The organism is Pantoea sp. X-Soil-OKNW-713, from assembly GCF_059730685.1.
This window is the reverse complement of record NZ_AP035995.1, coordinates 4,093,304-4,116,042: the sequence shown is the minus strand read 5'-3', so window position 1 is coordinate 4,116,042 and position 22,739 is coordinate 4,093,304. Positions and strand designations below refer to the sequence as shown.

General features: G+C 56.2%; 18 protein-coding genes. 8 read left to right on the top strand and 10 right to left on the bottom strand.

The window, feature by feature from the left end; translation table 11 throughout:
- Positions 1-54: 54 nt before the first annotated feature.
- Entirely contained in the window at positions 55-870 is an 816-nt protein-coding gene (locus AC6I8R_RS19240; protein WP_497832695.1) for a TIM barrel protein, read from the bottom strand.
- A 293-nt stretch (positions 871-1,163) separates the two neighbouring features.
- Here AC6I8R_RS19240 and AC6I8R_RS19235 point away from each other — a divergent pair, with 293 nt between their 5' ends.
- Entirely contained in the window at positions 1,164-2,669 is a 1,506-nt protein-coding gene (locus tag AC6I8R_RS19235; protein ID WP_021184882.1) for a CoA-acylating methylmalonate-semialdehyde dehydrogenase, read from the top strand.
- A 23-nt stretch (positions 2,670-2,692) separates the two neighbouring features.
- A complete protein-coding gene (gene iolB / locus AC6I8R_RS19230) occupies positions 2,693-3,508 on the top strand; it encodes a 5-deoxy-glucuronate isomerase (RefSeq protein ID WP_021184881.1) in 816 nt (271 codons plus the stop codon).
- Between the two features lie 69 nt (positions 3,509-3,577).
- Here the strand turns inward: iolB and AC6I8R_RS19225 are convergent, their stop codons facing one another.
- From AC6I8R_RS19225 to AC6I8R_RS19205, 5 genes are read right to left on the bottom strand one after another with little or no spacing between them, the layout of a single operon-like run.
- Positions 3,578-5,599, bottom strand: coding sequence for a CocE/NonD family hydrolase (locus AC6I8R_RS19225; protein ID WP_497832694.1), 2,022 nt, complete (start codon positions 5,597-5,599; stop codon positions 3,578-3,580).
- Positions 5,596-7,218 carry an ABC transporter ATP-binding protein gene (locus AC6I8R_RS19220; RefSeq protein ID WP_415173653.1) on the bottom strand — a complete coding sequence of 541 codons (1,623 nt, stop codon included), beginning with the start codon at positions 7,216-7,218 and terminating at the stop codon, positions 5,596-5,598. The genes AC6I8R_RS19225 and AC6I8R_RS19220 overlap by 4 nt, the downstream gene beginning before the upstream one ends.
- Positions 7,215-8,045 (bottom strand): ABC transporter permease, encoded by an 831-nt coding sequence (locus tag AC6I8R_RS19215; RefSeq protein ID WP_021184878.1) that lies wholly within the window; start codon positions 8,043-8,045, stop codon positions 7,215-7,217. Before AC6I8R_RS19215 ends, AC6I8R_RS19220 begins: the two co-directional genes overlap by 4 nt.
- A 3-nt stretch (positions 8,046-8,048) precedes the next feature.
- On the bottom strand, positions 8,049-8,996 hold the full coding sequence (locus AC6I8R_RS19210) for an ABC transporter permease (protein WP_021184877.1): 948 nt from the start codon (positions 8,994-8,996) through the stop codon (positions 8,049-8,051).
- Entirely contained in the window at positions 8,996-10,585 is a 1,590-nt protein-coding gene (locus AC6I8R_RS19205; protein WP_021184876.1) for an ABC transporter substrate-binding protein, read from the bottom strand. The genes AC6I8R_RS19210 and AC6I8R_RS19205 overlap by 1 nt, the downstream gene beginning before the upstream one ends.
- 194 nt (positions 10,586-10,779) lie before the next feature.
- Between AC6I8R_RS19205 and AC6I8R_RS19200 the strand changes: the two genes are divergently transcribed.
- Positions 10,780-11,061: a CBU_0592 family membrane protein gene (locus AC6I8R_RS19200; protein WP_021184874.1), complete on the top strand. Its 282-nt coding sequence runs from the start codon at positions 10,780-10,782 to the stop codon at positions 11,059-11,061.
- A gap of 124 nt (positions 11,062-11,185) precedes the next feature.
- Here AC6I8R_RS19200 and AC6I8R_RS19195 read toward each other — a convergent pair whose 3' ends face one another.
- The 3 genes from AC6I8R_RS19195 to AC6I8R_RS19185 form a co-directional block, all read right to left on the bottom strand.
- A complete protein-coding gene (locus tag AC6I8R_RS19195; RefSeq protein ID WP_021184873.1) occupies positions 11,186-12,100 on the bottom strand; it encodes a LysR substrate-binding domain-containing protein in 915 nt (304 codons plus the stop codon).
- Positions 12,101-12,207: 107 nt separating this feature from the next.
- A complete protein-coding gene (locus AC6I8R_RS19190; protein ID WP_013510847.1) occupies positions 12,208-13,050 on the bottom strand; it encodes a MurR/RpiR family transcriptional regulator in 843 nt (280 codons plus the stop codon).
- A gap of 259 nt (positions 13,051-13,309) precedes the next feature.
- Positions 13,310-15,223, bottom strand: coding sequence for a bifunctional 5-dehydro-2-deoxygluconokinase/5-dehydro-2-deoxyphosphogluconate aldolase (locus AC6I8R_RS19185; RefSeq protein ID WP_415173655.1), 1,914 nt, complete (start codon positions 15,221-15,223; stop codon positions 13,310-13,312).
- Positions 15,224-15,751: 528 nt separating this feature from the next.
- Here AC6I8R_RS19185 and iolD point away from each other — a divergent pair.
- Genes iolD through iolE form a run of 3 tightly spaced genes read left to right on the top strand, consistent with a single transcriptional unit; the run spans position 15,752 to position 19,668 of the window.
- Entirely contained in the window at positions 15,752-17,686 is a 1,935-nt protein-coding gene (gene iolD / locus AC6I8R_RS19180) for a 3D-(3,5/4)-trihydroxycyclohexane-1,2-dione acylhydrolase (decyclizing) (RefSeq protein WP_021184871.1), read from the top strand.
- A gap of 59 nt (positions 17,687-17,745) precedes the next feature.
- Positions 17,746-18,759, top strand: a complete 1,014-nt coding sequence (gene iolG / locus AC6I8R_RS19175; RefSeq protein ID WP_021184870.1) for a bifunctional inositol 2-dehydrogenase/D-chiro-inositol 1-dehydrogenase — start codon at positions 17,746-17,748, stop codon at positions 18,757-18,759.
- 12 nt (positions 18,760-18,771) lie between these two features.
- Positions 18,772-19,668 carry a myo-inosose-2 dehydratase gene (iolE, locus tag AC6I8R_RS19170; protein ID WP_415173657.1) on the top strand — a complete coding sequence of 299 codons (897 nt, stop codon included), beginning with the start codon at positions 18,772-18,774 and terminating at the stop codon, positions 19,666-19,668.
- A 112-nt stretch (positions 19,669-19,780) separates the two neighbouring features.
- Here the strand turns inward: iolE and glpD are convergent, their stop codons facing one another.
- Positions 19,781-21,289: a glycerol-3-phosphate dehydrogenase gene (gene glpD / locus AC6I8R_RS19165; protein WP_021184867.1), complete on the bottom strand. Its 1,509-nt coding sequence runs from the start codon at positions 21,287-21,289 to the stop codon at positions 19,781-19,783.
- A gap of 228 nt (positions 21,290-21,517) precedes the next feature.
- Between glpD and glpE the strand changes: the two genes are divergently transcribed.
- A complete protein-coding gene (glpE, locus tag AC6I8R_RS19160) occupies positions 21,518-21,844 on the top strand; it encodes a thiosulfate sulfurtransferase GlpE (RefSeq protein WP_021184866.1) in 327 nt (108 codons plus the stop codon).
- A 33-nt stretch (positions 21,845-21,877) separates the two neighbouring features.
- The gene (gene glpG / locus AC6I8R_RS19155; protein ID WP_415173684.1) at positions 21,878-22,705 is read left to right on the top strand and encodes a rhomboid family intramembrane serine protease GlpG; all 828 of its coding nucleotides are present in this window, start codon (positions 21,878-21,880) and stop codon (positions 22,703-22,705) included.
- The last annotated feature ends 34 nt before the right edge of the window (positions 22,706-22,739 follow it).

Sequence of the window (22,739 nt, the reverse complement as noted above, 5' to 3'; positions counted from 1 at the left end):
CGAGGCCAATCACTACAAAGTTGTGTCAGAGACACAGATAAGGGTTCGTTTCGGTCAGGCTTGCAGCAATTCGATACTGGCGCGGATTTCACGTTCGATGTCTTGCGCGCTCCACTTCTCAAGCTCGGAAGAGAAGGGTTCAAAGGCATAGATACCTTTGTAGCCCAGCCTCTCCAGACGCTTCACCTGCGCCACGCTGTTCAGGACATCGTTATCACTCAGCATGATGCGCTCTTCATCGGTGAGCTGCGCCGTCGGGCGACGATCTTCCACACCCGACAGGTGCACCAGACCGATCTGATTCACATCAATCTCCTGCGGGAACTCCAGCTCAGCGTTTTCGTACAGATGATGGTGGAAGGTATCCAGCAGCAGTTTGAAAGGTACCTGCGCATCGCGGATCAGTTGCTGGGTTTTCACCGGCGAACGCAGCGAGCTGACCGGGAAGCCAAGCGGTTCCACCAGTCCCTGAATACCGTAATGTTCAAAGCGCGGCGCTAGCGTTTGCAGCGCTGCCAACGTCTGTTCCGGGGAGATGGCGATCCCTTCGTTCAGTGGACACATCACCAACGCTTTGGCCCCGATCTGCTGCGCTTCCTGCAACAGGGCTTCGGTTTTCGCCAGCAGCGCGTCATCAACGCGGTTAAACGGATAGAGCGCGTTGATGGTTTCGATTTCAATGTGGTATTTGTCGGCCAGCGCGCGCAGCGCGGCGGCGCTGAGGCCATCAGTGACGCTGCCACTCGGCATATCGTTACGCAGTTCGACTTTGTTCAGTCCCAGACGCTGCACCAGCTGGAAGAACGCTTCCAGCGACAGCGTTGGAGCAATTTTACGGTTAATACAGAAACGGGTGGGATCGATGGCCATGCTGCGGCTCCTGTAATGATGTGCGGGTAAGATGGAGCCAAAGAAAACATTTATTTCATTGTTAGTGAATTATGAAATATCAGATATTGGATCTGCCTCGCAAAAATTTCATATTTCGTTTTGTATACCCGATCTATGCGGCGGCCAGCGTGGATGGGGCGCGAGGAAAAATGCGATCCAGCCCGCTAAAAGGAAATTTTCCAAAAATAAGTATTTGAAAAATTTATTTCATTGTAATAGCTTCATATCACGCTTTTAGTCTTAGCTGGTTTACACATTAAAGAGGCAACGACATGAACATCGTAGGAAACTTTATCGGCGGCCAGATTACCCACAGCGCCAGCAACGAAACTATCCCTGTTTACGATCCGGCGACCGGCAAAGTGATACGTGAGCTGACGCAGAGCACCTCGGACGAAGTCGCTCAGGCGATTGAAGTCGCGCATGCGGCCTTCCCGGAATGGTCGAAGACCTCTCCGCTGCGTCGTGCCCGCGTGATGTTCAACTTCAAAGCTCTGATGGAACAACACCGCGAGGAGCTGGCGGCGTTGATTGTCTCTGAACACGGTAAAGTCTGGTCTGATGCGCTGGGCGAGCTGACGCGCGGTATTGAAGTGATTGAATTTGCCTGCGGTATTCCGCATCTGATCAAAGGCGAAAATTCACCCAACGTGGGCGGCGGCGTTGATAGCTACTCGCTGATGCAGCCGGTGGGCGTGGTGGCGGGTATCACGCCGTTCAACTTCCCGGCGATGGTGCCGTTGTGGATGTTCCCGATTGCGCTGGCCTGCGGTAACACCTTTGTGCTTAAGCCACCGGCGCTTGACCCGTCAGCCTCTGTGCGCATGGCGGAGCTGCTGAAAGAAGCCGGTCTGCCAGATGGCGTGTTCAACGTGGTGCACTCCTCCAACGAAGATGCTGAGCAGTTGTATAAAGATCCGCGCATTGCGGCGGTGAGCTTCGTCGGTTCATCCGGCGTGGCCGAGCATATCTACAAAACCGCCAGCGCCCACGGCAAACGTGTTCAGGCGTTTGGTGCAGCGAAAAACCACGCCATCGTGATGCCGGATGCGGATCTTGATGCCACCGTGAACGCCATTATGGGCGGCGCATTTGGTTCGGCCGGTGAGCGTTGCATGGCACTGCCGGTGGTGGTGGCCGTGGGTGAAGGCACCGCCGATAAACTGATTGCACGCCTGACGCCGCTGATCAAAGCGCTGCGCGTCGGTCCGGGTATCCAGAAGGGTGCGGAAGAGAATGAAATGGGGCCGGTGGTGTCTGCCGCGCACCAGAAAAAAGTGCTGGGTTATATCGACAAAGGTGAGCAGGAAGGCGCGAAACTGGTGGTGGATGGTCGTAACTATCAGGTGCCGGGCCATGCGGAAGGTTATTACGTGGGCGGTACGCTGTTCGACAATGTGACCTCAGAGATGACCATCTGGCGCGAAGAGATCTTCGGACCGGTGCTGAGCATCATGCGTTCCCCGGATTTCCACAGCGCGCTGCAACTGGTCAATAGCCATGAATTCGGCAACGGTAGCGCCATCTTCACCAGCAACGGCCACACCGCGCGTGAGTTTGTGCAGGATGTGGAAGCGGGCATGGTCGGCGTCAACGTTCCAGTGCCGGTACCGATGGCGTTCCACAGCTTCGGCGGCTGGAAACGTTCGGTGTTTGGCGCGCTGAACGTGCACGGTCCGGACGGCGTTCGTTTCTATACCCGTATGAAAACCGCCACTGTGCGTTGGCCGAGCGGTCAGCAGACGGTGTCTGAATTCAGCATGCCGACCCTGGGTTAATCTGCCAACAGAGGATGAGGGTGATGTCACTACTTGCGAAAGCGCAGCAGCCAGACAGCAATGGCCGTATTCAGCATGTTACGCCGGAAAGCGCGGGCTGGGGATATGTCGGTTTTGATGCTTATCTGCTGAAGAAGGGACAGACGCTGAAACTCAGCAGCGGTGATAAAGAGCTGTGTCTGGTGCTGGTGGCGGGTTTTGCTTCGGTGAAAACCCGTCATGCGGAGTTCCCCAATCTCGGTAAGCGTCTGTCACCGTTCGAGCGTATTCCGCCGTATTCGGTGTATGTGCCGCATAACGATGAGGTGGAAGTCTACGCCGATAGCGATCTGGAACTGGCGGTGTGCAACGCTCCCAGCCAGGGCAACTTACCGGCGCGCCTGATTGCGCCGGAAGATGTCGGGGTCGAACATCGTGGTAAGGGACGCAACCAGCGTCTGGTGCATAACATTCTGCCGGACACTCAGCCAGCTGATAGCCTGCTGGTGGTGGAAGTCTACACCGACGAAGGCGCGACCAGTTCTTACCCAAGCCACAAGCACGACCAGAAGGACAGCCCGGACGAAACCTACCTGGAAGAGACGTATTACCACCGTTTCGATCCGGAGCCGGGTTTTGCCATGCAGCGCGTGTATACCGACGATCGTTCACTCGACGAATGTATGGCACCGTATAACCGGGATGTGGTGACGGTGCCGCGCGGCTACCATCCGGTGGCGACGCTGGCGGGGTACGATAATTATTACCTGAACGTGATGGCGGGTCCGGTACGTCTGTGGAAATTTACCTGGGAGAAAGATCACGCCTGGGTGAATAGCGACAAGTATCCGCGCGTTTAAATCGCATAACCCGCGCAATAAATTGCGCCGCTACGATATTTTGTAGCGGCGCGATTTATCGCGCTTTTTTTAACGTTTAATCCGTCGATCCCAGCGGCGATTAAACACCGCTTCACCGTTATGCTGCACCTTCATCTCGCCGCTGATGATGAAATGCGTCAAATCGCTGCGCATTTCCAGCTCAATATCGGTTTCCGTCCACCAACCTTCCCGGCCAATCTTCATGCTCTGCGTCAGCAGATAATGGGCTGACAGCGGATCATCGTTATGACAGGTCAACTGGCGGCGCAGGCTGTGATCAACGGTGGTATCGATATCGTCAAAACGATAGACGCCCTCACCGAACACCCCGCCGATACCGTGGGTGACACTTTCCCAGCTATCGTTGACCACGTCATAACGCAACTCACGTTCGACACGTCCCGGCGACAGTAACGTCAGTGGCGTATTGGCTGCGGTGGTCGGTTGCGGGTTGGGGCCGTCAATCGCTGTCACCTGCCGACATACCGGCAGGTCGAGCGCGGCGCTCGCCAGATTCACCTTCAGGGTGGCGACTTCCGCCATCGGCCAGATCATTGGCCAGAAGGTGGTCGCCAGCGAAATGCGCAGACGATGTCCGGCGGCAAAGCGCCAGGCGATACCGTCCAGTTGCACCTGCACATCCACCACTTCACCCGGCGTCAGCGGCACGTTTTTATCCTGCCCCTGCAAATGGCTCAGGTTAACCCAGCCGTGTGTCACGCGGGTTGATGCGCCATCCGGTGCGATATCGGAGAGACGGACATACAGCATCGCCGCCGGTTTGTCGCTGCTCAGTTTGACGCTGAACTGCGGGAAACCGTAGATGCTCAGGCTTTCGCTTAACGGCGCGCTGTCAAAACTCTCTGCCAACCCGTCGTCCATACGTTGGTCGCTCGGGCTTTCGCCCAACACGCCCGCCCCCATCCACTCACCGGCAAACAGGCCGTGGTTCTGCTGGGTACAGATGGCTTGCCAGCTCTCCTGCGCCAGCGGCGTGGTGGTCAGGCTGCCTGGTTGCACATGCCAGCGTTGCGGCTGCGTCACCGCGTCGGTATCGCCGTCGATAGCAATCCACTCGCCAAACGCCTGGGGACGCTGCGATCCCGGACGCTGGCTGTCGTTCAGCCAGGCCTGCACACGCGGGCCAGCCAGTGCGTCATTATCCACCTGCTTCAGCCAGCGATCCCACCAGGTCACCGCTTCCTGGAGGAAACCAATTGCCGGTTCCGGCGTGCCATCCTGCGGATAGATATGCGCCCACGGGCCGATAATCGCCTTGCGCGGCACGTCGAGATTGTCCATCAGACGGAACACCGCGTTGCTGTAGGAATCTGCCCAGCCGCCAACCGCCATCACCGGGCACTGAATTGCCGACCAGTCTTCACCGACCGAACCGTGTTTCCAGTAAGCATCTTTCAGCGGATGATCCATCCACAGCGCCGGGAAGAATGGCATGTTTTCCAGCCGATTCAGCCAGTCCTGATACCAACTTTCCCCCACCAGGGCCGGGTCCTGCGGGCGACTCTGGTAAGCCAGCATGATGCCGCCCCACCACAGGTTGTCATTCAGCAGGCAGCCGCCTTTGTAGTGGATATCATCGTTGTAACGATCGTCGGTAGAACATACGGTAATGATGGCTTTCAGCGCAGGTGGGCGGCGCGCCGCCAGTTGCAGACAGTTAAAACCACCCCAGGATTTGCCCATCATGCCAACCGCACCGCTACACCAGGATTGCTGGCTAATCCAGTCAATCACCTCCAGCGCATCTTCCTGCTCCTGCAACAGATATTCATCTTCCAGTAAGCCGTCTGATTCGCCGCTACCGCGCATATCGACGCGCAGCACCGCATAACCCTGACCGGCGAAATAACCGTGCATCGGCTCATCGCGGGTACGTGTCCCGTCGCGCTTGCGGTAGGGGATGTATTCGAGAATGGCGGGCACCGGCTGCTGGCTGGCGGAGAGCGGCAGCCACATGCGCGCGGCAAGGCGCGTGCCGTCTTTCAGGGTAATCCAGAGATGTTCCGTCACGCTGACGCTGTGGGGGAATTGCGTTACGAAGGTTTTCATGAGGCTCCTGCCATTGCGTTGTTCTGACGCTGACCCAGCACCTCATCCAGCCAGGTGGTACGCATTTCCGGCACTGAGGTCAGTAGTTTTTCGGTGTAGCTGTGCATCGGGGCGCTGAACACTTGCTCGGTCGGCCCCTGCGCCACCACGTTGCCCTGGTACATCACCGCCACCTGCTGCGCGATGCGCTTCACGGTGCTGAGATCGTGGGTGATAAACAGGTACGACAGCCCCAGTTGCTCCTGCAAACGACGCAGCAGATTCAGCACCTCTTCCGCCACCAGCGGATCAAGTGCCGAGGTGGCTTCATCACAGATGATCAAGTCCGGCTCGGCGGCCAGTGCGCGGGCGATACAAACACGCTGCTTTTGACCACCCGACAGCGCGGCGGGGTAGCGATCGATCAGGGTGAGCGGCAGCTCGGTCAGGCGCAGCAATTCTTCCACGCGTGCCCGTACCTGGCGTTTATCCAGTCCGAAATAGAAGGCAATCGGGCGGCCAATCGCTTCAAGGATGGTCTGGCGTGGGTTGAGCGCCACATCCGGCAACTGATAAATCATCTGGATGCGGCGCAGCGTCTCTTTGTCGCGCTGCTGGTAGCGATTCGCCAGCACCTGACCGGCAAAGCTGACGTTGCCCGCGGTATCGCCCAGCAAGCCACACAGCGCGCGTGCCAGGGTGCTTTTGCCACTGCCGGATTCACCGATAATCGCCAGGGTTTCCCCTTTGGCAATGCTCATCGAGACGCCGTGAACCACGGTTTTGCCGTTGTAACCGGTGGAGAGATTTTGCAGGCTCAGCAGTTGACCCTGCGCGGTGTTCTCGGCGTGTACCGACGTCAGCGCATGGGCGCGCTCCGATACCAACCGTTGGGTATAAGTTTCCAGCGGATTTTGCAGAATGTCAGCGGTGCTGCCGCATTCCACTTCGCTGCCCTGACGCAGCACCATGATGCGGTCCGCGATTTGCGCCACCACCGCCAGATCGTGGGTGATATACAGCGCGGCGGTGTTGAACTCGCGTACCAGCTTGCGCAGCATCACCAGCACTTCAATCTGGGTGGTGACATCCAGCGCGGTGGTGGGTTCATCCATCACCAGCAGGTCAGGTTTACAGGACATCGCCATCGCTGCCATCGCGCGCTGCAACTGGCCGCCCGACAACTGATGCGGATAGCGCTGGCCGATGGTTTCCGGCTGCGGCAGGTCCAGCGCCCGGAACAGCGTCACTGCCCAGGCCTGCGCTTCTTCAGCGTTCATCAGGCCGTGACGGATCGGGCCTTCACACACCTGTTTACCGATGGTCAGCGCCGGGTTAAACGCGGCGGCGGCGCTTTGCGCCACATAGGCCACGCGTCTGCCGCGAATTTCACGTTTCTCTTTGCTGGAGAGCGGCACGATATCCTGTCCGGCGATACGCACTTCGCCACCGGCAATACGGCAGCCGGAACGGGCATAGCCCAATGCGGCGAGGCCGATGGTGGATTTACCGGCACCGGATTCGCCAATCAGTCCCAGCACCTCGCCGGGTTTCAGGCTGAGTGAAATGTTCTGTACCAGTGGAATGCCCTGGTCGGTTTCAATGCGCAGATTGCGCATTTCCAGAATCGGTTGAATCATCCTTCTTCCCCCAGCGAGAGGTTGTTGCGCACCAGCAGCCAGTCAACCACCAGGTTGACGCCAATGGTCAACAGGGCGATAGCGGCAGCCGGGTAAAGCGGGGCCAGTTGGCCGAAGTTAATTGCCTGGGCGTTGTCACGCACCATGCTGCCCCAGTCGGCCCACGGCGGCTGGATACCCAGACCGAGAAAGCTCAAACCGGCGATAAACAGGAAGGTGAAGCAGAAACGCATGCCAAATTCCGCCAGCAGTGGCGGGATGGCATTCGGCAAAATCTCCTTACGCACGATCCAGCCGAGGCCCTCACCGCGCAGACGCGCCGCTTCGACATATTCCTGGCAGACAATGCCCTGCGCCACCAGACGCGCCAGACGATAAACGCGGGTGGCGTCCAGCAAGGCAATGGTGCCGACCAGCACCGGAATCGAGGTGCCGAGTACCGACAACACGATCAGCGCCAGAATCAGTACCGGGATCGACATCAGGGTATCGACGATGCGCGTCAGCACCACATCGACCCAGCGGCCATAAATGGCGGCGGTGAAGCCGGTGAGAATACCGATGACAAACGAGATGGCGGTGATGGCCAGCGCGATGGCGATGGTGGTACGTGCGCCAAACAAAATACGCGACAACATATCGCGGCCAAGGCTGTCAGTGCCGAGCGGCAGCGCGCCGGAGGGCAGCATCCAGATATCGCCCACCTGTGCGGTTTCGCTGTGCGGTGCCAGCCACGGCGCAAACAATGCGGCAATCAGGTTAATGGCGATGATCGCCAGGCCGAGCATGGCGGAAAACGGCACCGCGCGGCTTTTCAGTTTTTTCATTGCTTACCTCGCGTGGCGCAGTCGTGGGTTACACCAAATCGCCAGCAAATCGGCGGCGGTATTGAGCAGAATGTAGGTGCCGCCAAACAGCAGCCCGCAAGCCTGCACCACCGGCAGGTCGCGCTTGGTCACCGCATCCACCATCAGTTGCCCAATGCCCGGATATACAAACACCACTTCGACCAGAATCACTCCCACCACCAGATAGGCGAGGTTGAAGGCGATGACGTTGATGATCGGTGCCAGCGCATTCGGCAGCGCATGGCCCAGCACAATGCGCCAGCGCGACAGGCCTTTCAGCAGCGCGGTTTCGATATAGCTGCTCGACATCACCGCGCCCACGGAGGCGCGAGTCATCCGCAACATATGCGCCAGCACCACCAGCACCAGCGTCAACATTGGCAGGGTGCAGGCGTACAGGCGTGAAAGGAAACCGGCATCCGGGTCGACCAGCGCCAGGCTGGGAAACCACGCCAGGCGGATGGCGAAGAAAATCACCAGCACATAACCGACAAAGAATTCCGGCACGGAAATACTCAGCAAGGTCAGCGAGTTAGCCAGACGATCAAACCAGGAACCACGCCACACCGCCGAGGCGATACCCAGCAGCACCGCCAGCGGAATGGCGATGATGGCGGCATAACCGGCGAGGAACAGCGTATTTGCCAGGCGCGGTAACAGCTCCGCGCTAATCGGCTGGTTGTTCGCCAGCGAGTTACCGAGATCGCCGTGCAAAACGCCACCCAGCCAGTGCAGGTAGCGCCAGATGGCGGGCTGATCCAGTCCGAGCTGCGTGCGCAGCGCGGCGATGGTTTCCGGCGTACCGTTTTGTCCGAGAATTGCGCTGGCGACATCGCCAGGCAGCAATTCCGTACCGACAAAAATCAGTAGCGACACCAGCCAGAGCGTGAGCAAGCCCAGCAGCAGGCGATGTAAAATCTGCTTTTTCATTACGACTCCAGCCAGACGCGTTCAGCCAGGCGACCACCCATAAAGTTGAACATCGGATGTGGTTTTACGCCGCCCAGTTTTTTGCTGGTGGCATCAAGGTAGTCACCGAACAGCGGGATCATCGCACCACCATCATCGCTGGCGATTTGCTGCAATTCGCCATAGATCTCGGCACGTTTCTGCTCATCCAGCAGCGAACGTGCCTGAATCAGCAGGCTGTCGAATTTCTCGTTCTTCCAGTGGGTATCGTTCCACTTGGCGGTGGATTGCCATGCGGTGGAGAACATCTGGTCAGCGGTTGGGCGACCACCCCAGTACCCCATGCTGAACGGGGCTTTCATCCACACGTCGTCCCAGTAGCTGTCGGCAGGCTGACGTTTGATGCTGACCTGAATCCCCGCCGGTGCGGCCTGACCCTGGAACAGCGCAGCAGCATCGAGCGCACCGGCAAAGGCGGCATCGGAGGAGGAGAGTTCGACCGGCAGGCTGGTCAGTCCGGCTTTCTTCAAATAGAACTTCGCTTTGTCGGCATCATAAGCACGCTGGGGCAGCGCTTTGTTGAAGAAGCGGTCAGTTTTCGGGATCGGATGGTCATTACCCAGTGAGCCGTAGCCACGCAGTACGGTCGCCAACAGTTTTTCACGGTCGATACCGTATTTAATCGCCATACGTACGTCGTTGTTATTAAACGGCGCAACGCGGCAATCCATCAGGAAGGTAAAGTGCTGGCCGCCAGACGAACGGATGATGTTCAGCGCCGGGCTGCGTTTCAGGAAATCAACGGTTTTGAAATCCACGCGGTTAATGGCATGGACCTGACCGGAGATCAGGGCGTTGGTACGTGCGGTGGCATCGTTGATCACCAGCACTTCGACCGCATCAACAAAGGCGCGATTCGGTTTCCAGTAATTCGGGTTACGTTTGAAGTAAGAACGCACGCCAGGCTGGTACTGATCAAAGACAAAGCCGCCGGTGCCGATCGGGTGTTTCCAGTCGGTGAAGCCGTCCGGCACCACCACCAGATGGTAATCCGCCAGCAGATAAGGTAAGTCGGCGTTGCCGCTGTCCAGCGTCAGGGTGATTTCGTTATCACCGCTTTTCTTCAGCTCGGTGATGCTCGCCAGTTGGGTTTTGATGGCGCTGCGCGACTGGTCGCCGCGATGCAGGTTAATGGAGTAGAGAATATCTTCTACCGTCAGGGTCTTACCGTTATGGAAGGTCACGCCCTGGCGTACTTTAAAGGTCCACTCCTGCGCGCCGGGTTTTGCCGACCAGCTTTCCAGCAGCTCTGGCGTCGCCTGATTGTTCTCATCAATCTCGATCAGGCCGTTCATCAGCATGTAAGCCTGGTTGAGCGGCACCCAGTCACTGAACAGCGTTGGGTCCAGTGAATCGCTGGTATTGCCGCCGGACATACCGAGTTTCAGCACGCCGCCTTTTTTCGGGGTGGCCTCAGCCGCAAAACCGGCGAAAGGAGAAAGTGATAATGCCGTACCCGCACCAATCAGCGCGGCAGTATTGATAAATGAACGGCGGCTTAAATTCGCGCCCTGAAGATATTTGTTAAATTTGTCCTGCTCGTCTTTCATTTATTTTTCTCCGTTGTTATTCGCCCTGTTTTACTAATCACCCTGAGCCTTAGCGCAGTTATTTCTGATTTATATCAAAACCAATAAAACCTGATGTATGAGATTTTCGTATCAGACTATGCGAAAAACGCGCAGCAGAACACCCACAAAAAAGATAATTTCCTGATCACAAGGCTTCACCAGGGAAAATGCATGTGGAACTGCATACGATAGTTGGGCTAATTGGCGTTTTTTGTTACTTACTGGCTTACGCACTGGTTCAGTTGCGTAAATTAGTCATTGATTCAGATATTTATGCTTGTCTGAATATCGCGGGAGGGGTTTGTGGCCTCTATTCATTGAGTCATGATTTTAATTTGGCGATGGTGATTTCCCAGTCGATGTGGTTAATTTTTACGCTGGTTGGTATGCATTCTTCACATCGCCGACGCGGCGCGCTAAAAAATAAACTTCCGCCGATGGATACCCAGCAATAAAGAAAGGGAAATAGCGGCATAGGCTTTTATTTTATGTATAAGAAAAACCTATGACGTGATATTAATTTACTTATGTTTTGTATAAACGGTGATGTGGCAAATAATCTGCTGCATCACCGTTTTTTTATAATGGCAACATTTCAGTCTGATGTTGGTGCTGGAGCCAGCTCATAACATGGCGCACAATCGGCTTGAGATAGCGGTCCTGCGGGATCAGCAGAAAACATTTGCCGTTGGCAGCCAGCTTGCCGCTATGGGCGGGGACCAGCTCACCCCGGTTGAGATGATCCTGCACTAAGCCTTCCCAGCCGAGTAATATCCCGTCACCCCGCACCGCCGCCTGCACCAGAAACGGATAGTTATTCGCCCGCCAGGTCTGGCGTGGCACAAAACTCAACACATTTTGCGAGGCGAACCAGTCACTCCAGCCGGTCCATTCACGCTGCGGGTCGTCCTGAATCAGCAACATATGGTGGAGTAATGATTCGGCGGAGGCATTATCCTCCAGCCTGGTCAGGAACTCAGGGGCGCACATCGGATAACAGATTTCGTCAAACAGCGGGGTGGCCTGAAAGCCTGGCGGGGCTTCGCGTAGATAGAAAATTGCCAGGTCAAACTCCGACGAGCGCATATCGCCGAAACTGTCGGAGATTTTCATGCGGATTTGCAAATCGGGTAATTCGCGGTGCAGCGCGGAGAGTCGTGGGGCTAACCATAGCGATCCCATCGCGCTGGTGCAGGCAATCGTCACCTGCGGCAGACCGTTCCAGCCCATCACTTCAGCGGTGGCATGGGACAGGGCGGAGAGCTGCTGACGTACCTGGGTGGCATAAGCCTCGCCGCGTGGCGTCAGTAACACCCGGCGTTGCGTGCGGGTGAAGAGTTTGCAACCGAGCATCTCTTCCAGCTGCAAAATCTGGCGGCTGGTGGCGCTTTGCGTCAGGTTAAGTTCTTCAGCCGCGCGCGAAATATTGCCGTAGCGCGCCACACACTCGAAGGCAATGAGCGTGTTGAGGGGCGGTAAAGGTTCGATCTGCATCAATCCTGCCTCGGTACGGGGGAGAATGCGCCGCCGCAGCGGTCGCGATCCTCACACACTAACCATCGCGGGGGAGGCTGGCAAGCGTCTCGCTGCCAGCCGCAGGGTCAGGCTTTTTCGACGTTATTCAGGGCGAGGGAAACCGCGAGGGTTTGTGCCAGGCACAGAGACGCCACCTGTGAGCGGAAGCCATCAACCTGCGCTTCGCGTACCACAAAGCAGACATCGCTGAAGGCCGCCAGCGGGCTAACCTGGCTGTCGGTGATGGCGATTTGGTGCGCGCCACGTTTGGCACCCAGTTCCACCAGTTCCACCGCTTCACGCGCGTACGGTGAATAGCTGATGGCAATCACCACGTCTTTCGGGTTCACCATGCTTAGCTGCTCGGTGAACATGCCGCCGAGGCCATCGATCAGGAACGCGCGACGCTCCAGATGGCGCAGCGCGTACACCAGATACGACGCCACGCTGAACGAACGGCGCAGACCAATGATGTAAATATTTTCCGCTTCATTCAGCATCTTCACCGCTTTGTTGAGCTGGTCAGGGTTAACCTGCATCGCCAGCTGTTGCAGCGCCTGGCTGTTGACCATAGTGAAGACGTTGAGGATTTCGACCGGGCTTTCCGGCGAAGAGGCGCTGTCGTCGGTGGCGGTCTGACGGAACAGGCGGGCGCGTTCGGTGTAGTTCACCGTCTCTTCCATCAGGTGCTGACGGAAAACCTGCTTCATCTCGTTAAAACCACTGAAACCAAAGGCGTTGGCAAAGCGGATCAGCGTAGAAGGGGGGACATCCGCTTGCTGCGCGATTGAGGCCACGGTGTCGAAAGCGATGCTGTTGCTGTTATCAAGAATATAACGCGCCACCTGTTTCAGGCGTTTACTCAGCGTCTCATAACGACGACGAATGTCGTCCTGTAACAAAGTCAGTTGGGTGGGGTTATTGGTCATTACTTCGGCCTGCTAATAAACATTGTGGCTGGATAATGAGCGCTATAGTACCAGATGGATGGAAAATTTCATTTGTTTGGCAGCATCGTGACGGTTATTTCATCGGTTTATGAAACGCCTCACAAAATGCAGGGATGTGGTGCGTGCTGTTGCCCTCACCCCGGCCCTCTCCCGCAAGACGGGAGAGGGGGAGTGCAATATGCAAGTTCTCTCGATCTGTCCCCTCTCCCGCTTGCGGGAGAGGGTTAGGGTAGCCCACTCAACCGCGTGCCGCGCGCCAGTACTCAATCAGGCGCAGATAATTGCCTTTCACCGTTTCAATCAGCGCCTGGTCATCCAGCTCGCCCTGCAACCACTGGCGTGATGGCTGGCCGAAGATGGTGCGGCCGACCGCAAAACCTTTCACCCACGGTGCCTGAGCCGCCGCCGCGAAACCGGCTTTCAGCTTCTCTTCCGGTGCATCAAGGCCGAGCAGCAGAATGCCACGGCAGTGAGGATCCTGCTGCTCGATCAGGCTGCTTACCGCCTGCCAGGTTTCTGCCGACAACGGCGGTAACTTCCACCAGTCTGGCTGGATGCCGAGGCTATAGAAGTGGCTCAGCATATCGACATAGTAAGACTCTTTTTTATCCGGGTTACTCTCCGGCAAAATCACTTCCAGCAGCAGCTCGTGCCCGCTTTTGTTACAACCCTTCCACACATCCAGCAGCAGATCGTCCTGCTCTTTACGCAGTTCCGCGCTGTCATGTGGGTGGTAAAACACCAGGCATTTCACCACATGTTCCTGCGGCCAGTCGATCAACTGGGAGCCGATATTGCCGTGCTCCAGACGCAACGGGCGCGAACTGGGTAACTCAATCGGGCGACCAATCCACCAGCCTTTACCGGTGATGGCGTTCAACGCTTTCTGGCCGTAGGTGGTATCCGCGAGGATGCCGCTTTTGCTGTCCAGACCGGCCTGTTGCGACGCCTCTTGTGCTGCCTGCAACAGCAGCAGCTTGAGTTGCGGGATGCGGCTTTCATCGACACCGGCCTCACGCGCCATATCGGCCAACTGCTTACGATGGTCGAAAGCGAACACGTTCAGTTCCGGCCACTCGCGGGTGCGCGAGGTAACGCGGTGCAGATGATTGAGACGGGTATCGAGGTCCGGGCGTTTTACCTCTTGATCGCGGCTGAGGAAATCATCCAGTTCCTCTTTGGTCGGCATCGCTGGCGCGCAGCCGTGGCGAGATACCACCAGTGCGCCGCAGGCATTGGCATAGCGACACGCCTGTTCCCAGCCTTCATCGTTCAGCCAACCACGCAGCAGGCCAGACATAAAGGCATCACCCGCGCCCAGTACGTTCAGCACTTCTACGCGCACGCCGCTGTGCAGTTTGGTCTGCTCCCAGCTATCCGGGATCGCGCCTTCAAATACCACGCAACCCAGCGGGCCGCGTTTGCACACCAGCGTCGCCTGGCTGGCCTGACGCACGTTTTTCAGCGCGGTCAGGGTATCGGTGCTACCACCGGCGATATGAAACTCTTCTTCTGTTCCGACAATCAGATCGAAATAGTGCACCACTTCCTGAAGCTGTTTTGTGACCTGACTGGACTCGATGAAACGCGTTTCACCGTCGCCGAGTGAGGTCAGCCCCCACAGCACCGGGCGATAGTCGATGTCCAGCGCAGTGCGCAGGCCGTTTCGCCTGGCGATATCCAGCGCTTTCAATACCGCGGCACGGGTATGAGGATGCGACAGGTGAGTACCGGTTACCGCGACAGCGCGTGAGGAAGTAATGAAATTTTCCTGAATATCTTCGGGTACCAGCCCCATATCCGCGCAGTTGTCACGGTAGAAAATCAGCGGGAAAGTCTCTTCATCTTTAATACCGAGGATCACCAGCCCGGTCAGGCGATGTTTATCGGTAATCAACCCCTCAGTGCTGCAACCCACGCGTTGCAGGGTTTCACGCAGAAAGCGGCCATTATGCTCGTCCCCGACGCGTGCCAGCATGGCGGATTTCAACCCCTGGATGGCCGTGCCATAGGCAACGTTGCCGGAAGATCCGCCGAGGTATTTAGCGAAGGTGCTCATATCTTCCAGTCGCGCGCCAATTTGCTGACCGTAGAGGTCGACGGCGATGCGTCCGATACAAATCACATCAAGCCGCTTCTGTTGTGTACTCATACTTGTGGTTTCCTTCTGTGATAAGCAGACACTTCGGGCGCTGTGCTTCCGGGTTCTCAAGGTGCCTGATTGGCTATGGTCGCAGTATGGGGAATAAAAATTCCAAATTCAATATGAAATGAAATATCTGTCACGATTTTGTGAACCAGGTAAAACTCTGAACAACGTAGCGTGCAGGGGAGAGTGGCAAGACAAGTTTCACGGATGCTCTGGCTTGTGAGCCAGCTCTCAGGAAAACCCTGAGAAATAATGGAAGCTGCTGAAGTGAAATGAAATTTCTTTATGAGGCTTCTTTGCTTTATTGTTGTTCCACTTTCCCCCCTTTTTGGCCTGCATCTGGGTCCGTTCCATCCCTGAATTTGATCTCCATCGCAAAATGAAATGTTTCTTCTGTAATCGTATTTTATGGAAAAAATATTTGTTTATAATCGCCTCACGTTTCACTTATCCGCGGTCGCCATTTCCGGTGCGTTGACGTCAACCGCGTTGTACCTGGTTCACAGGTACCAGCATGTAAAGGATGAGCATATGGGCACAATCAGATTAACCACGGCACAGGCGCTGGTGAAATTTCTTGATAACCAGTACCTGAACGTTGATGGCGTTGAAACCAAGTTTGTGAAAGGCATTTTCGCTATTTTCGGTCACGGCAACGTGCTGGGACTGGGGCAAGCGCTGGAACAGGACAGCGGCGATCTGGTGGTGCATCAGGGCCGTAACGAGCAAGGTATGGCGCATGCCGCCATCGGTTTTGCCAAGCAGTCGCTGCGCCGCCAGATTATTGCCTGTACCTCGTCGGTCGGACCGGGTGCAGCCAACATGATCACCGCCGCCGCGACCGCAACCGCCAACCGTATTCCTTTATTACTGCTGCCGGGCGATGTGTTCGCCACGCGCCAGCCGGACCCGGTGTTGCAACAAATCGAGCAAAGCCACGATCTCAGCATCAGCACCAACGATGCCTTCCGTGCCGTCAGCAAATACTGGGACCGCGTCAGTCGCCCGGAGCAGCTGATGACCGCCTGTATAAACGCATTGCGCGTGTTGACCGATCCGGCTGAAACCGGTGCGGTGACCATTGCGCTGCCGCAGGATGTGCAGGGCGAAGCCTGGGATTTCCCGGAATATTTCTTCCAGAAGCGCGTACATCGTCTGGATCGCCGTCTACCCACGGTGGCCCAGTTGGAAGAGGCACTGGCACTGATTGCGCGTAAACATAAGCCACTGATTGTATGCGGTGGCGGCGTGAAATATTCCGAAGCGGGTGAAGCGCTGCGCCAGTTTGCTGAGCGTTTCAACATTCCGTTTGCCGAAACGCAGGCGGGTAAAGGCACCATCGTCTCTGACCATCCGCTAAATGTCGGCGGCGTCGGTGAAACCGGCTGTCTGGCGGCTAACCTGCTGGCGAAAGAGGCGGATTTAGTGATTGGCGTGGGGACGCGCTACACCGATTTTACCACCGCTTCGAAATGGATTTTCCAGAACCCGGACGTCAGCTATCTCAATATCAACGTCAACAACTTCGACAGCTACAAGCTGGATGCGGTGCAACTGCTGGCCGATGCCCGCGAAGCGCTGACCGCGCTGGATAAGGGTTTGCAGGGCTTTGAAAGTCACTGGGGCGGCCAGATCGATCAGGCGCAAAGTAAGCTGCTGAAAGAGACGCAGCGCGTGTATGCCGCGACCTATAACACCGACGATTTCATCCCGGAAATCGCCGACCATATCGACCGTGAAGCGTTGTTTGCCGAATTCCAGCGCCTGACGCAGTCGGTACTGACGCAGAGCAGCGTGCTGGGCACCTTAAACGAGCAACTCCCAAAGGATGCGGTGATTGTCGCGGCCGCGGGCAGTCTGCCGGGCGACCTGCAACGCGTGTGGCGCACCAAAGATTACAACTCGTACCACGTTGAATATGGCTACTCCTGCATGGGCTACGAGGTGAATGCCGCACTGGGGGTGAAGCTGGCTGAGCCGCAGCGTGAAGTCTACGCCATGGTCGGTGACGGATCTTTCATGATGCTGCACTCCGAGCTGGTCACCTCAGTTCAGGAAGGGGCGAAAATCAACGTCATCCTGCTGGATAACATGACCAACGGGTGTATCAACAACCTGCAAATGGAACACGGTATGGACAGCTTCACCACCGAGTTCCGCTTCCGTAACCCGGAAGGCGGCAAGCTGGACGGTGGCTTTGTTCCGGTGGATTTTGCGGCGATTGCCGCAGGTTACGGCTGCAAAACCTATCGCGTCACCAGCCTGGAGCAGCTGAAGGCCGCACTGGCCGATGCGCAGAAGCAGACGGTCTCAACGCTTATCGATATTAAAGTGCTGCCGAAAACTATGGTGCACAAATACTTCAGTTGGTGGCACGTCGGGGTCGCGCAAGCGTCCACTTCCGAACGCACGCAACAGGTGGCTGACAACCTTAACGCGCATATCGAACAGGCGCGTAAGTACTGATCTTCAGGCCGGACTTCTCCGGCCTTTATTTACCCTTATCCGACTCTACAGGTGTAATTATGACGCTCAAACTCGGTGTTATCGGTACCGGTGCAATTGGCCAGGAACATATCCGCCGCTGCAACAATGTGCTACAGGGTGCGAAGGTGGTGGCGGTTTCAGATATTAATGTGGAAGGCGCGCGTGCTGCGCTGCAACGTCTGAATATTGATGCCGAGGTTTATCAGGATGGTCATCAGGTGATCAACTCGCCGGAAGTTGATGCGGTGCTGGTCACTTCATGGGATCCGACACATGAAGAATTTACCCTCGCGGCGATTGCCGCGGGCAAACCGGTGTTTTGTGAAAAGCCGCTGGCACTGAGCGCCGAGGGTTGTCGCCGCATTGTCGATGCAGAAATCAAACACGGCAAACGTCTGGTCCAGGTCGGGTTTATGCGCCCTTATGATGCCGGTTACCGCGCACTGAAAAAGGTCATCACCGACGGTGAAATCGGCGAGCCGCTGATGCTGCACTGCGCGCATCGCAACCAGAGCGTTGGCGAGAACTACACCACCGACATGGCCATCACCAATACCCTGATTCATGAGCTGGACGTGCTGCGCTGGTTGACGGAAGACGACTACAAAACGGTGCAGGTGGTGTTCCCGCGCGTGACCTCGAAAACGCATGCGAAGCTGAAAGATCCGCAAATCGTGTTGTTTGAAACACAGAAAGGGATCCGCATCGACGTGGAAATCTTTGTGAACTGTGCGTACGGCTACGACATCCAGTGTGAGGTGGTGGGGGAAGAGGGCATTGCGAAACTGCCGGAACCTTCAGCGATTCAGATGCGTAAAAACGCCCGTCTTGGCAACGCCATTCTGACTGACTGGAAAGATCGTTTTATCGAGGCTTACGACGTGGAGTTGCAGGCGTTTATCAATGATGTGAAAGCCGGCCAACTGACCGGGCCTTCTGCCTGGGATGGTTTTGCGGCCTCAGTGGCGGCGGATGCCTGCCTGAAAGCGCAGAACAGCGGGGCTATCGAAGCGGTTGAAATGCCACCGCGTCCGACTTTCTACAACAAATAATCAGGGCTTCCCATGAACAAAGACAATGTAAAATTGGCGATTGCGCCGATTGGCTGGACCAACGATGACATGCCGGAACTGGGCAGCGAAAACACCTTCCAGCAGACGGTCAGCGAAATGGCGCTGGCGGGCTTTACCGGTAGCGAAGTGGGTAGCAAATACCCGCGCGATCCGGCGGTGCTGAAACCCATGCTGGATATTCGCGGCATTCAGATCTGTAACGCCTGGTTTAGTACCTTCTTCGCTAATGGCGATAAAGCGAAAACTATCGACGAATTCACCAACCATATGAACTTCCTGCATGCTATGGGGGCGCGCGTGATTGGTTGCTCTGAGCAGAGCAAAAGTATTCAGGGCACCAGCTTGCCGGTTCTGGAGCAGAAGCCAATTTTTAGCGATGAAGAGTGGCGTCTGACAGCCGAAGGCTATAACGAGCTGGCGGAGATTGCGGCAAAGAAAGGGATGCGTGTGTGTCTGCATCACCATATGGGCACGGCGATTCAGACCCCGGCGGAAATCGACCGCTTTATGGCGTCGACCAATGAGAATGTTGGCTTGCTGTACGACACCGGCCACATCTACTACTCAGAAGGTTCGCAACAGGCGATGCTGGATGTGCTGACCACATACCTGCCACGCATTTTCCATGTGCATCTGAAGGACGTGCGCGACAGCGTGGTGGCGGAAGTGCGTGCGCATTCGTTGTCGTTCCTCGATGGCGTGAAGAAAGGCACCTTTACTGTGCCGGGCGATGGCGTCATCGATTTCCAACCGGTGTTCAAAATCCTCGATGATTTCGGCTATAAAGGCTGGATGGTGGTGGAAGCGGAACAGGACCCGGCGCTGGCTAACCCGTTTGAATATGCGGTGAAAGCGCGGAAATATATTCGCGAGAATACTGGTCTTTAAGGTAAAAACGCGCGATTCATCGCGCCGCTACAGACTGCACCAGCGCGATTTATCGCGCAAAAAAAGGCCGTAACCCTGAAGAGGGTTACGGCCTGTTATCTGACTTTACAACTTAGGATGCCAGCGACAGCGTCGGTTTCTGGCGGTGAGTTGCCAACCATTCGCGAATGCGCGCCTGCTCGGCATCGCTCAGCCACATCCCCTGTTTGGTACGACGCCAGATGGCATCATCCAGTTCATACACCCATTCGTGTTTCACCAGATAACGCAGTTCGGCCTCATAAAACTCATGACCGAAGTTCTCGCCGAGATCTTCCAGGCTCTGTGCACCTTCCAGCAATACTTCGGTGTTGCTGCCAAAGGTACGGGCATAATGACGCGCCATACCTTCGCTGATAAATGGATAGCGGCGACGCAGGCTGGCGGCGTAATCTTCGCGCGAACCGGCGATATTGCCTCCCGGCAGCACCGCATTTTTGGTCCAGGCCGGGCCAGCGTTCGGATAATACTTCGCCAGTTTTTCCAGCGCGTGTTCCGCCAGCTTACGGTAGGTGGTCAGCTTGCCGCCAAATACCGACAGCAGTGGAGCCTGACCATTATCGTCATGGACATCCAGCGTGTAATCGCGGGTGATGGCCTGTGGTGAATCGGATTCGTCGTCACACAACGGACGTACACCGGAATAGGTCCAGACGATATCTTCCTGCGTCAGCTGTTTTTTGAAGTGCGCGTTATACACCTTCAGCAAATAGTTGATTTCGTTATCGTCGATCTTCACGTCTTTCGGGTCGCCTTTGTATTCGACGTCTGTGGTACCGATGATTGAGAACTCATCCATCCACGGAATGACAAACACGATACGATGATCTTCGTTTTGCAGGATGTAGGCCTGTTTTTCACGATGTACGCGCGGCACCACAATATGGCTGCCTTTGATCAGACGGATGCCATAAGGCGATTTCAGTTTCAGGCCATCGTCAAAGAACTGTTTAACCCACGGACCAGCAGCATTCACCAGCCCTTTGGCGCGCCAGGTGTAGGTTTTGCCGGTATCAATGTCTTCGGCTTCCACCATCCACAGGCCAGCCTCACGCCAGGCGCGGGTTACACGGGTACGGGTGCGTACTTCGCCACCTTGTTTCACCACTTCCTGAGCATTGAGCACCACCATGCGCGCATCATCCACCCAGCAGTCGGAATATTCGAATCCGCGCGTGATTTCAGACTTAAGTGCCGAATCCGCGCCAAAACGCAGACTTTTGCTACCCGGCAGGCTGGTGCGTTTGCCGAGATGGTCATACATAAACAAGCCCATGCGGATCATCCACGCCGGGCGTAAATGCGGGCGGTGTGGCAGACGAAAGCGCATCGGGAAAGCAATATGCGGTGCCATTTTCAGCAGCACTTCACGCTCCGCCAACGCTTCGCCCACCAGGCGAAATTCGTAGTGTTCAAGGTAGCGCAGGCCACCGTGAATCAGTTTGGAACTGGCAGAGGAGGTTGCACAGGCCAAATCCCGCGCCTCCAGCATTAGCACCGACAGTCCGCGTCCTGCAGCGTCCACTGCAATGCCGGCACCGTTGATGCCGCCGCCGATAACGATCAGGTCTTTGGTTTCCACGTCATCTCCTCCGATGTTCGGAATCGTTCTTAAATGTTCGTTTTCGAGCATAATAATAATCGGAAACCAACATTGATGCCAGCGGTTAACCTAATAAAAACATCTTTGCGTGATACAGCTAACATTCCGGCAGGAAAAAAAACACAAAGCCACATGCTTTATCAGGTTATGGCGCTCACAACTCAGGGTAAACTAGGCGTTAATTGTGACGATGTGATGAGAGAAACCATGGAAACCTTCGAATGTATTAACGTCCTACAGGCTCAGGAGCATCTGACACAAGGTGCGCAGCTGGTGGACATCCGCGATCCGCAAAGCTTCTCTCTGGGCCATGCCGCAGGTGCGTTACACCTGTCGAATGACAACCTCGCCGATTTTATCAGCCAGGCCAATCATGACCTGCCAGTGCTGGTGATGTGCTACCACGGCAATAGCAGCAAAGGTGCCGCGCAGTTCCTGCTGGGACAAGGGTTTAGCGCGGCCTACAGTATTGATGGGGGATTTGACGCCTGGCGTGCGGCGTTTCCGGCTCAGGTGACAACTGGTACGATGTGAGCCTTTAGATAAAGGTACGGAGAGCACCGCATGATGCGCATTACCCAGTTCAATAATCCGCGCATGGCCCAGGCGTTTGTGGACTATATGGCGACGCGTGGCGTCAGGTTAACGATTGAACGTGAAAGCCATTTTGTCATTCTGTTGGAAGACGAAAGCAAGCTGGATATGGTCGAAAACGAACTCGCGCAGTTCGTGCGTGATCCCAACCATCCACGTTATCAGGCCGCCAGCTGGCATACCGGCAGCACGGAAAGTGGGCTGCGTTATGAGCGAAGCCATATTTGGGCGAACATTCGTGAACGCGCAGGCCCGCTCACCATGACCATGATGATGGCCTGTGTCGCGGTGTTTATCCTGATGCAGATTGTCGGTGATGAAACCATGCTTGGCTGGTTGGGCTGGCCTGATGGGCCGCAGCAATATTTCCAGGTGTGGCGCTGGTTCAGTCATGCGCTGCTGCATTTTTCCCTGCTGCATATTTTGTTCAACTTGATGTGGTGGTGGTATCTCGGCGGGGCAGTCGAAAAGCGTCTCGGGAGCGGCAAGTTATTTGTCATCATGCTCATTTCCGCGCTACTTACCGGCTGGATGCAGGCTAAATTTAGCGGCGTGCTGTTTGGCGGTTTATCTGGCGTGGTGTATGCGTTGATGGGTTATTGCTGGTTGCGAGGCGAGCGCGATCCCGAAAGTGGTATTTATCTCGAGCGCGGTTTGATGGGGTTCGCTATTGTGTGGTTGATTATTGGCTGGTACGGCGCATTTGGTCTGTCGATTGCCAATGCGGCACACGTTACCGGCCTGCTGGTTGGGTTAGCGATGGCGTTTGTTGATACGCGTAAGAAAGTGGTGCGCCGTTAATACCAGAAGAAGAAAAACGCGGCATCAAGCCGTG